Annotated in this window: 11 protein-coding genes and 1 other RNA gene; 4 read left to right on the top strand and 8 right to left on the bottom strand. The window is 68.3% G+C overall.

Features of this window, described 5'->3' with window-relative positions:
- Nucleotides 1–10: 10 nt before the first annotated feature.
- Both D7Y11_RS26905 and ssrS read right to left on the bottom strand, forming a co-directional pair.
- Nucleotides 11–643: a 5-formyltetrahydrofolate cyclo-ligase gene (locus tag D7Y11_RS26905; RefSeq protein ID WP_169820740.1), complete on the bottom strand. Its 633-nt coding sequence runs from the start codon at nucleotides 641–643 to the stop codon at nucleotides 11–13.
- A gap of 19 nt (nucleotides 644–662) precedes the next feature.
- A non-coding RNA gene (ssrS, locus tag D7Y11_RS26910) (6S RNA) lies at nucleotides 663–855 on the bottom strand.
- A 236-nt stretch (nucleotides 856–1,091) separates the two neighbouring features.
- On the opposite strand from ssrS, the gene D7Y11_RS26915 reads away from it, so the two are divergent.
- The 3 genes from D7Y11_RS26915 (at nucleotide 1,092) to D7Y11_RS43895 (ending at nucleotide 3,283) form a co-directional block, all read left to right on the top strand.
- Complete coding sequence (locus tag D7Y11_RS26915) at nucleotides 1,092–2,012, top strand: type IV pilus biogenesis/stability protein PilW (RefSeq protein ID WP_126935130.1); 921 nt, start codon at nucleotides 1,092–1,094, stop codon at nucleotides 2,010–2,012.
- Between the two features lie 77 nt (nucleotides 2,013–2,089).
- Complete coding sequence (locus tag D7Y11_RS26920) at nucleotides 2,090–3,001, top strand: serine/threonine-protein kinase (RefSeq protein ID WP_233596791.1); 912 nt, start codon at nucleotides 2,090–2,092, stop codon at nucleotides 2,999–3,001.
- Nucleotides 3,002–3,109: 108 nt separating this feature from the next.
- A complete protein-coding gene (locus tag D7Y11_RS43895; protein ID WP_167548636.1) occupies nucleotides 3,110–3,283 on the top strand; it encodes a hypothetical protein in 174 nt (57 codons plus the stop codon).
- Nucleotides 3,284–3,342: 59 nt separating this feature from the next.
- Here D7Y11_RS43895 and D7Y11_RS26925 read toward each other — a convergent pair whose 3' ends face one another.
- The 6 genes from D7Y11_RS26925 to D7Y11_RS26950 all read right to left on the bottom strand — a co-directional run bounded on the left by D7Y11_RS26925 (nucleotide 3,343) and on the right by D7Y11_RS26950 (nucleotide 10,158).
- Nucleotides 3,343–4,488, bottom strand: a complete 1,146-nt coding sequence (locus tag D7Y11_RS26925) for a cysteine desulfurase family protein (protein WP_126935131.1) — start codon at nucleotides 4,486–4,488, stop codon at nucleotides 3,343–3,345.
- Complete coding sequence (locus D7Y11_RS26930) at nucleotides 4,485–5,606, bottom strand: bifunctional oligoribonuclease/PAP phosphatase NrnA (protein ID WP_126935132.1); 1,122 nt, start codon at nucleotides 5,604–5,606, stop codon at nucleotides 4,485–4,487. The genes D7Y11_RS26925 and D7Y11_RS26930 overlap by 4 nt, the downstream gene beginning before the upstream one ends.
- Before the next feature lie 187 nt (nucleotides 5,607–5,793).
- A complete protein-coding gene (locus D7Y11_RS26935) occupies nucleotides 5,794–6,633 on the bottom strand; it encodes a Fic family protein (protein WP_120576051.1) in 840 nt (279 codons plus the stop codon).
- A 120-nt stretch (nucleotides 6,634–6,753) separates the two neighbouring features.
- Nucleotides 6,754–8,091 (bottom strand): AAA family ATPase, encoded by a 1,338-nt coding sequence (locus D7Y11_RS26940; RefSeq protein WP_126935133.1) that lies wholly within the window; start codon nucleotides 8,089–8,091, stop codon nucleotides 6,754–6,756.
- Between the two features lie 60 nt (nucleotides 8,092–8,151).
- A complete protein-coding gene (locus tag D7Y11_RS26945; protein WP_120576049.1) occupies nucleotides 8,152–9,102 on the bottom strand; it encodes a branched-chain amino acid transaminase in 951 nt (316 codons plus the stop codon).
- A 114-nt stretch (nucleotides 9,103–9,216) separates the two neighbouring features.
- A complete protein-coding gene (locus D7Y11_RS26950) occupies nucleotides 9,217–10,158 on the bottom strand; it encodes a MoxR family ATPase (protein ID WP_121753005.1) in 942 nt (313 codons plus the stop codon).
- A gap of 190 nt (nucleotides 10,159–10,348) precedes the next feature.
- Here D7Y11_RS26950 and D7Y11_RS26955 point away from each other — a divergent pair, with 190 nt between their 5' ends.
- Complete coding sequence (locus tag D7Y11_RS26955; RefSeq protein WP_120565972.1) at nucleotides 10,349–10,576, top strand: hypothetical protein; 228 nt, start codon at nucleotides 10,349–10,351, stop codon at nucleotides 10,574–10,576.
- Nucleotides 10,577–10,757: the final 181 nt, after the last annotated feature.

The raw sequence follows: 10,757 nt of genomic DNA on the forward strand, positions 1-10,757 counted from the left end.
CAGGTCCGGCTCAGGTGTCCAGGAAGTCGAAGCTGCGGCACAGGCCGCGCATCGTCTGGCTCTCCGTGACGATCTGGTCCATGTCCACGTCGTCAATCGTCGTGGGCAGCACCTGGACGATCTGGTCGTTGAAGGCCAGACCCACCCGGCGGCTGCGCGAACTGGCCGCCTTGAGGGTGGCGTCGTAGTAGCCACCACCGCGTCCCAGCCGCTTGCCGTCCGGGCTGAAGCCCAGACCGGGCACCACGAACAGGTCGATCTGATCCACCGCGATCAGGTCCGAGGAGTTCGTGGGCTCCCGGACGCCCAGGCGTCCCGGCTCCAACTCGCTCTCCGACTTGATGGCCCGGAAGGCCAGGATTCGCCCGTGCACGTGGGACAGCGGGTAGCAGACGATCTTCTCGTCCTGCAACGCCGCGATGAGGATGTCCCGGGTAGGCACCTCGCCCCGGATGGGGGCGTAGAGCGCTACCGTCCGCGCATTCTGATAGTAGGGCGATGCCAGGAATCGAGACTGGACCTTGAGGCCACGCTCGTCGATGAGGTCATTGGTCATCGCCTTGCGGCGAGCCGTCAGTTCCTCACGAAGCGTTACCTTCTTCTCCGCCGCCGCCGCCACCGTATCCGCCGCCGTCTCGCTCACCGCCGCCGCTCCAAAGAAAGAGTCCCCCGCCGAGCCGTGTGTCCAGCGTCCATTGAACCCTTAGAAGCCAGGTGGGGACCGAAATCATGTCACCGCAGGCTTCCCTCATCCCCGGTGAAGGGGGAGGGCTTGCACATGGCGACCGAAACGGACCCCGGAATGGACGTATCGGTTCGAATTTCTGCTGGGCATCACGCACCCCGCAGGGAACAGACCTTTACCGCTCAAATCTCGCTACAAGTCCTTAGAATCACTGGGAAAATCCCAGGGCGTTCTGGGAAAATGATAAGGACGGAGAAGCGTGCGGTCAAGCCGTCCTCGCGCGTTTACAAGCCGCCCCGTGGACTTCTATGATGCCCGGGTCCCCGACATGTCGCTCCCGACCCCAACATTGGCTCTCGCGGCGGTAGCCTGCCTCACCTCCGGATTCGCCTGGGCGGGTCCGCAGATGAACAGTACCTACCAGGCAGATGCCTTCGGCCCCATCGAGTTGCGCTCGGACGGGGAGCACCTCGTCGGCACGGCGCCGGCCGGGGGGCCCTGCCAACGCCAGGTCGCCGAGCAGATTCTGACGGGCGACTTCCAGGGCAACGTCTTCCTGGGCGAGCTCACGCTCTGTCAGACGGGGGACACCTGCACCCCGTCCCGCAGCTTCCCGGTGATGCTCGTCTACAACGTGGAGGAGCGGGCGCTGGGCGGCGTGGTGAAGCTGGAGGACAGCTGCGAGTCCCCGGCGCTGCCCAAGAGCCGGATGCTGGTGTTCCGGGCGACGGAGCAGGGGGCCTCGCTGACGCCGACTCCGGCAACAGCGCAGGCACCCGAGCAGCGCCAGGCGCAGGCTCCCGTGCCGCCCCCGCCGTCCGGTGGGGCCGCGCAGGTGGCGGCGCAGCGCCGGCTGGAGCCGCTGGACGTGGCGGCCACCTTGAAGCTGGGCCAGTCGCTGCTGGCGCAGAACCCCATCGCGGCGTCGCAGCAGTTCCAGTTGGTGCTGGCCCAGGAGAAGGAGAAGAACAACGCCTGGGCGCTGACGGGCATGGGCGTGTCGCACTACCTGCGCAAGCAGCAGCCGGAGGCGCTCAAGTACCTGGAGCAGGCGCGCAACGTGGGCAGCGGCGCGGCCAAGGCGGAGGCCTTCTTCTGGACCGCGTGCGTGAAGCGGGCGGCGCAGGAGTCGGGGTTCGCCCAGGTCGCGCTGCGCCGCGCGCTGGCGGAGGGCTGGTCCGCGCCGGAGGGCAACGCGCTGGTGGAGCGCGAGCTCCAGCTGTTCGCCAATGAAGGCGCGGTGTACGAGGCGCAGGTGAAGCAGGCCCGCAGTCGCAAGCGGGTCCAGGGCCGTGATCCGCAAGGAGCTGGCAGCGCCAGCCCGTGAACGCGCCGACTCCCGTGTCGAAGCCCATCCGCGTCTTCGGCAACTACGAAATCCAGTCGCTGCTGGGCAAGGGCGGCATGGCCGAGGTGTACCGCGCGCGCGTGCGCTCCGGTCCCTATGAAGGCTGGACGGTCGCGCTCAAGCGGCTGTTGCCCGCGCTCACCCGCGACCCGGCGTCGGTGGACCTCTTCCGCCGCGAGGCGCAGCTGTCGCGCCAGCTGGACCATCCGAACATCGTGAAGGTGCTGGACGCCGGGATGCTGGACGATGTGTCCTTCCTGGTGATGGACCTGGTGGACGGGCGCGACCTGGGCCACATCCTGCGCCGGTGCAAGGCGCGCGGGATTCCGCTCCCCGTCGACTTCGCGGTGTACCTGGCGAAGGTGCTGATGGAGGCGCTCGCGTACGCGCACACCGCCACGGGCCCGGACGGCAAGCCGCTGGGCATCGTCCACTGCGACGTGTCCCCGTCCAACCTGTTCATCTCCCGCGTGGGGGAGATCAAGCTGGGCGACTTCGGCGTGTCGCGCGTGCTGGTGGACGGCAAGCTCCAGGGCGGCGAGGTGCTGGGAAAGCCGTACTACCTGTCCCCGGAGTCGCTGCAGGGCGCCGTCACGCCGGAGGCGGACCTGTGGGCCGCGAGCGTGGTGCTCTACGAGCTGCTCACGCTGGGCCGGCCCTTCGTGGGCTCGACGCCGGAAGAGGTCTTCGCGGGCATCCTGTCGCGCAAGTACCGGCCCCTGCGGTCGGTGCGTCCGGACATCCCGCAGGCGCTGGATGACGTGCTGGCGCGCGCGTTCGCGGAGAACCCCGAGGACCGCTTCTCCTCCGCGGAGGAGTACGCGAAGGCGCTGTCGCCGCACTTCGACGAGAACGTGGGGACGCCGCTGGCCATCGCGGCGGTGGTGCGTGGCCTGTTCGGCACCACGGACGAGATGCCCGCGTACCGGGGCTCGCCGTCCAACGGCCCCTCCGAAGACAACGGGTAGCCGGGCGGGCAGGGCCCTGTCGCGCGGGCTCCCAGCCGATGGAGCCCGCTGCGGTGCCTGCTCCGGATGATGACCTTTCCTCCCGCGAACCCGCACCGGGAGGAATCCATGGCGACCGAGCGAAAGCAGCAGCAGCCCGAGCAGAACGAGCCCACCCGGGAGACAAGGCGGGGCGACGAGCGGCTTCCGCCCAAGCCCGACGAGGCCAAGGAGGGCATTCCCGGGTACGGCCAGCCGGATCCGGAGGTCCGCGAGAAGAACCTGCCGGACCAGAAGTGGTGATCCGCCCCAAGGATTGATCGCGTGTCCGTCAGTGCTCGCGACCCTGTGCGGTGCGGGCCTCAGCCTTCGAGGGCGCGCACCCGGGGCACATGCGTGCATAGCGCGTCCACGACGCGAGAGACCTCCGCGCCGGTGGTGCCAGGGCCCAGGCTGAAGCGCAGGCTGCCGCGCGCCTCGGTAGGGGAGAGGCCCATGGCGCGCAGCACGTGGGACGGGGACAGCGTGCCGGACGCGCAGGCCGCTCCCGACGAGACGCGGATGTCCTCCAGGTCCAGCGCCATCAGCAGCGCTTCCCCCTCCACGCCGTCGAAGCGCAGGTTGCTGGTGTTGGGCACCCGGGGCGCGCCAGCGCCGTTCACCGACACCCCGGGCAGCCGCTGGAGCACCTGCTGTTCGAAGGTGTCGCGCAGTGCCGCTACCTTCGCGGCGGTGTTGGCCTGCTCCGCGGCGGCCAGCTCCAGGGCCAGGGCCAGGGCCTCGGCGTAGGGCACGTTCTGCGTGCCTCCGCGTCGGCCTCCCTCCTGGTGCCCGGGCGTCAGCGCCCGCACGTCCACGCCTTTGCGCACCACGAGCACGCCCACGCCCTGGGGGCCACCGAACTTGTGCGCGGAGAGGGAGAGGAGGTCCGCGTCCACTTCGCGCAACGTGAGCGGCACCTTGCCCGCGGCCTGCACTGCGTCGGTGTGGAAGAGGATGCCGCGCTGACGGCACGCGCGCGCGGTCTCCGCCACCGGCTGCAGCACGCCCGTCTCGTTGTTGGCCCACATCAGCGAACACAGCGCGGTGTCCGGCGTGAGCGCCTCCAGCACGGACTCCAGCGGCACACGGCCGTTGGAGTCAGGGGACAGCCGCACCACCTGGGCGCCGTCCTTCTCCAACTGCGTGAGCGCACCCAGCGCGGACGGGTGCTCCACCGTGGTGGACACCACGCGGCGGCGGTCCTTCACCGGGCGGGCCGCGTAGGCGCCCATGAGCGCGAGCGCATCCGCCTCACTGCCCGACGCGGTGAAGGTGATCTCCTTCGGCTCGCAGCCCAGGACGCGCGCCACCTTCGCTCGCGCCGCGTCCAACCGGGCCCGGGCCTCGCGACCACCTCCGTGCACGCTGGACGCGTTGCCGAAGCCGCCTTCCGTGAAGGCCCGTGCGAGCAGCGCGCCCACCTCCGCGCGCACCGGCGCGGCGGCGTTGTGGTCCCAGTAGATCACGTGTCCTGCGCGGACAGCAGCGACACCGGCCGCTCCTCGGAGACACCAAAGGCTTCGAGGAAGCGCGACACCACCTCGCGCTTGAGTGCCTTGCGCTTGGCCGCGCTGCCGGACAGGGGCAGCCGCGCGCCCGCCATGCTGCCGTGGCCGCCGGACGAACCGCCCAGGTCCTCGCACAGCTCGCGGATGAGGCGGCCTGCGTTCATGCGCCGGTCCTTCACGCGCAGGCTCAGGAAGAGCTGGTTGCGGAACGTTCCGTACGCCAGGGACCACTTCATCCCTTCCAGGTACATCATCCGCTCGGCGACCTCCGCCACCAGGTCCGGAGAGTAGACCTCCTCCAGGTCGGTGATGATGGCGGTGCCGTAGACCTTCGCCTTCTCGATGGACGTGTGGAACAGCTGGAAGAAGCGCGCCGGCAACTCCGGGTGCTCAATCTGTCCCAGCAGCTGCTTGTCGCAGCGGGGGAACAGCCACAGGTAGCTGTCCACGTCCGTCTGGGTCGTCTCACGGCCCAGGTCCCGCGTGTCCGCCTTGATGCCGTAGAAGAGCGCGGTGGCGATCTCCACGGACGGCTCCAGCCGGGCGGCCCGCAGGTACTCCACCAGCATGGTGGAGGTGGCGCCGAAGTCGCCGCCCACGTCCGCGAAGGGAGCCAGCAGGCTCTCCTCTCGCAGCGGATGGTGGTCCACCACCAGGTCCGCGCGGTAGCGCGCCGGCAGGGAGTGGTTGCGCACCGGCGGCTGCGTGTCCACCAGGCCGAAGAGGTCGTACTGGCTGAAGTCGATCTGCGACACGTGCGACACCGGCAGCCGGAGCACGCGCACGAAGGCGACATTCTCCGCACGGCCAATGATGCCGCCGTAGCCCACGTGGGACTCGATGCCGGCCTTGCGCTCCAGCAGATGGGCGAGCGACACCGCCGCCGCCATGGAGTCGGGGTCCGGGTTGTCGTGCGTGAGGATGAGCGCCCGGCGGTGACCCTTGGCCACCTGGAGCAGGCGGGCCAGCTTGTCGGCGGCAGGCAACTTCGCCAACCGCGCTGGCGGAGGCTCCGTGAGCTCGCTCCCGGCAGGCAGCTGGGTGCGGCGGCTTTGGAGGGTCGGGGTGACAGGCATGGGGACTCTTCTTTTACTTCCTCCGCCACGGGGATTCGAGAAGTCGGATGTTCTCCCCGTGACGTTCAGGGGTGTGTCCAACACCCCAATGGTGTCGACGTGCCGCGCGTTCTTCACGCCGCGGCGGAGGACGGGCGGGACGCCTGCTCCCTCGCCAGTCCTCCGGGGGCACGCCGCCCCGCGAGCGCTACTCCACCGTCTTGTACTTGCGGCCGAGGTCGCGGAAGTACTTCACGCCGTTGTCCAGCGAGTTCTCCATCGCGTCCATCAGCACCGTGCGGAACGTGGCCACGGGCGCGCGGAAGGACTCGTAGTAGCGCTGCCGGTCGATGGAGTGGATGACCGCGGGCATGTAGCCGTTGCGCAGCAGGATGAGGTTGCTGCACATGCGCCCCACCTTCCCGCTGTGCTCGGTGAAGGGGAAGATCTGCAGGAACTCGTGCTGCACCACCGCCGCCTGCTTGATGGGGTGGAACTCGCGGAACTCCGCGCTGGCGGTGTGGTCCACGAGCTTCTCCAGCCGCGCCTGGATCTTCGCGGGCTGGGTGATGTCGTGGAAGTAGGTGCGGTGCAGGGGCATGTCCTTGCGCAGCCCCGCGCGGTCGCGCTCCTTGGCCAGCTCCTTCTCCGTGCGCTCGCGGCGCTCCATGCGCGCACGCTCGGCCAGCGCTTCCGGCGTGTTGCCCAGGAAGAGGTCGTGCATCCGCTTGATGGTGGTGAGCGTGAGCGCGGACTGCTTCTTCGCGCCCACGGCCTCCTCGCGGATGAAGTCCGCCACCGCCTTGTGGTTGCGGATCTCCAGCACCACCGGGATCATGGAGGCTTCCGCCGCCGTGCGCTCCGGGAAGAGCGCGGCCATCAGCTCCTGGTGCGTGTACACGACGCCTTCGAGCGCGGCGTCGTGGTAGATCCACGACATCTCGAAGCGGTCGAGGTACTCACGCGCCGGCGGCTTGCCCTTGTAGATCTCAAGGTACTCGCGCAGCTGCTCGTTCTTCTCGTCGATGTCCTGGTAGCGTTCCTTCACGGACTGCGGCTCCTTCTCGCTCCGGCCCGCCCCGGGCGCTGATTCTCAGAGGCTGCGCCGGGAGGTACAACGGCACGCGGAGTCTAGAAATTCCGCGCGGTTGGAACAAATAAAACCTGACTAGAGATTCACCAGGAACACTTCGCACGCCTGATCCAGCAGGTCTTTTGAAAGGGCTGGCGGGATTTGCCGGTATCGGGCCGCGTCCCGGATGAGCGACACGAGGTCGCGGGGGTGGCAGGAGCGCATCTCCATGCTGCGCGGCTTGTAGTAGTGCTCCACCAGGTAGGTGATGGCCTGGTCCACGTAGGGGATGCCCGCCGCTTCGCACACCCGGCGGAAGATCTCCCGGTAGGACTCTTCATCCGGGTTGCCTACTTCAATCTTGTACTTGATGCGCCGCAGGAAGGCCTCGTCCACCAGCTCCTTGGGGTCCAGGTTGGTGGAGAAGACGAGCAGCTGATCGAAGGGAATCTCGAACTTCTTGCCGGTGTGCAGGGTGAGGAAGTCCACCCGCTTCTCCAGGGGGACAATCCAGCGGTTGAGCAGGTCCGTGGGGTGGACCTTCTGGCGGCCGAAGTCGTCGATGAGGAGCATGCCGCCGTTGGCCTTCACCTGGAACGGCGCCTCGTAGAAGCGGGTGCTCTCCGAGTAGATGAGGTCCAACGTCTCCAGCGTCAGCTCGCCGCCCACCACCACGGCGGGGCGCCGGCAGAGCGACCAGCGCTTGTCCATTTCGAACGTCTGCCGGCGGCCGCTGGCGTCACGGCCCGCCTCCAGCGACACGGGCGTGTGGATGATGCGGTCGAAGACCTTGATGATCTGGTTGTCGATTTCGAGGCAGTGCGGGACGAACACCTCGCCGCCGAACATGTGGGAAATCGCCTCCGCCAGGCTCGTCTTGCCGTTGCCGGGCGGGCCGTAGAGGAAGAGCGAGCGGCCGGAGTTCACGGCCGGGCCCAGCTTGTCCATCAGCTCCGCGGAGACGGTGAGGTGGCCCAGGGCGGCGGTCAGGTCCTCCTGGCCCACGACGGGCGTCTCCTCCGTCTGGCTGCTGATGAGGGCGTTGTACTGCTCGATGGGGACGGGCGCGGGCCCCACGTAGGTGGAGCGGGTGAGGGCGTCACGCGCGTACTCGCGGCCCTTCTCCGTGAGGGCGAACTCCACGGACGCGCGGCCAAAGCCCTTGCCGCCGCGGAGGTCCACCAGCTTCTCCGCGGCGAGGAAGTCCACCACGTGCTCCACCACGCCGGACCAGGGCAGGCACATGCTTTCGGCGATGGCCACGCCCGTGCCGGTGCCGGCGTAGTAGAGGAACTTGAGGCCCAGGTCCGCGAGCAGACCCATCCTCAGTCCCGTGTCCTCCAGCGACTTCGGCTCTCTGGGAGCGATGTCGAGGACGGACGGGTTCTCCAGCTTGAAGGGATTGTCTTCGTACGCGTAGCCGGCGGGAGGCATCGGGTACGGGTTCTACCCGATTCCCCCGTCCGCCGGGACTTCACGTCCACGGACTGTCCGTCAAACGTAGGTCAGCCAGTCCGCATAGCGGGCTTCCTGGCCCCGTACGACGCGGAAGTACATGTCCTGGACGAACTTGCTGATGGGGCCGGGCTTTCCGTCGCCAATCTGCCGGTTGTCCACCTCGCGCACGGGGGTGATCTCCGCGGCGGTGCCGGTGAAGAAGACCTCGTTGGCGATGTAGAGGGCGTCACGGGTGACGGTGACCTCTTCGATGGTGGTGTGGCCGGCGTCGCGCAGCAGCTTGAGCACCGTGTCGCGGGTGATGCCGTCCAGGACGGGGGAGGAGAGGGGCGGCGTCTTGATGACGCCCTTCTTGTTCACGAGGAAGATGTTCTCCCCGGAGGCCTCCGCGACGAAGCCGCTGATGTCCAGGAGGATGGCCTCGTCGTAGCCGGCGAGCACCGCCTCGCGCTTGGCGAGGATGGAGTTCACGTACTGGCCGGTGATCTTGCCGCGCACCATGTTCACGTTCACGTGGTTGCGCGTGAAGGAGCTGACCTTGGCGCGGATGCCCTCCTTCATGCCCTTGTCGCCCAGGTACGAGCCCCAGTCCCAGGCGGTGATGCCCACGCGGGTGGGGTTCACCGCGCCCAGGCCCATGGCGCCGTCGCCCATGAAGGCCACCGGGCGCAGGTAGGCGCCGTTGGCGAACTGCTGCTTCTGCTTGCGCAGCAGGTCCACCGTGGCCTCGACCAGCTCGTCCTCGCTGTAGGGAATCGGCAGCATGATGATGTGCGCGGAGTCGAGCAGGCGGCGGATGTGCTCGCGCAGCCGGAAGACGGCGAGCCGGCCATCATGGGTCTTGTAGGCGCGGATGCCCTCGAAGACGCCCAGGCCGTAGTGGAGGGCGTGCGTCATCACGTGCACGTTGCCCTCGTCCCATTTGATCAGCTTCCCATCGAGCCAGATGTGTTCGGCGCGCAGCACGGTGGATGAGGTTGAGCTCATCGGGATGTTCCTCTCGGGCCAGGGGTGGGACAGCTGAGGGACTTGTACCCAGGCACACTGGGGACGCAAAGCGTGAAGTGCCAACGATCTGCACTCCGCGTGCGGCGCTTTGCGTCAGGCCTGCGCGATGGTGGGCAGGTTGGCGCGGGCCTTCTCGATGTCGCCCTCGTATTTGAGGACGAGGTTGAGCGTGGCGGCGACGACGTCCGCGCTGAGCGCTTCCGCGTTGAGCAGCGTCAGGCTCTGCGCCCAGTCCAGGGTCTCGCTGATGGACGGGGCCTTCTTCAAATCCAACGCGCGGATGGCGGCGACGGCTTCCACCACCTGCTCGGCCAGCACCTGGGGAACCTCCGGCAGGCGCGAGCGGACGATGCGCAGCTCGCGCTCGCGGTCCGGGAAGTCGATGTGCAGGTGCAGGCAGCGGCGCTTGAGCGCGTCCGACAGCTCACGGGCGTTGTTGCTGGTGAGGATGACGCGCGGGACATGCTTCGCGCGGATGGTGCCCAGCTCCGGCACCGTGACAGCGTTGTCAGAGAGGACCTCCAGCAGGAAGGCCTCGAACTCCGGATCCGCCTTGTCGATTTCGTCCACCAGCAGCAGGGCGGGCGTGTCCGACAGCTGGGCCTGGAGGATGGGGCGGGGGAGGAGGAAGCGCTCGGAGAAGAACACCGCGTCCCCGGACGCGAGCCGGTCCGCGGCCTCCGCCAGCGTGGACGTGCCCTGGGTCAGCTCGCCAATCTTGTCCTTGAGCAGCTGGGTGTAGAGCAGCTGCTTGGCGTACTCCCACTCGTAGAGGGCCTTGGCCTCGTCCAGGCCCTCGTAGCACTGGAGGCGGATGAAGGTCCGGTCCAACGCCTGGGCCAGGGCCTTGGCCAGCTCCGTCTTGCCCACGCCGGCCGGGCCCTCCACCAGGATGGGCTTGCCCATCCGGTCCGCCAGGAACACCGCCGTGGCGATTTCAGGGGACGACAGGTAGCCCACCGCCTCCAGGCAACGCGCCGCGTCCTCCACGCTGGTGAACGAGCGAATCTCCGGAGTCAGTTGGGGGGGGCTCACACCCGTCAACTTAACCGACGGTTCCGTGGCCACTGCGGCAAAAATGCCAGGGTTGTGGGGGCGCCGTCCGCACTCTTGAGGACCTTGGGAGCTGTAACCCTGCGGAATCAGGGTGCGTAATTATTTTCGCACCGCGGGCATGCACCGTGCATCTATGCGGGCGTATCTCAGGACGACGAGGTCGCGGGTCATGTGGGCGTGGCTGAAGCTGGCGATGGCGGTGCTGGTGGTGGTGATGCCGGGGGGCTTCCCCCTCGTGCTGGCGTACATCGCGACGCGGACGCTGCTGGAGCGGTGGCGGCAGGCGCAGGCGCTGGCGCTGGAAGAGGGCCGTCCGGTGTCGGTGGTGCGGGACGTGGTGGGCGCGCTGCACTTCCGGGACCTCATCCGTGAGGCGAAGGCGGCCACGGCGCTGTAGCCGTCGCGGGACAGTCTTGAGATGGACGAAGGGCCCGGCACTCCATGGAGTGCGCGGGCCCTTGTCGTTTCCCACGGGGAGTGAGGGCTACTTGTCGAGCTCGTCGACGAGCGCCGTCCAGTCGTCCTCACCGGCTTCGGGGGCGGTGGGCAGCTGCATCACCATGGTGCGCTCCGGGGCC

The sequence above is a fragment of the Corallococcus sp. AB018 genome (assembly GCF_003986945.1).
Classification (GTDB): domain Bacteria; phylum Myxococcota; class Myxococcia; order Myxococcales; family Myxococcaceae; genus Corallococcus; species Corallococcus exiguus.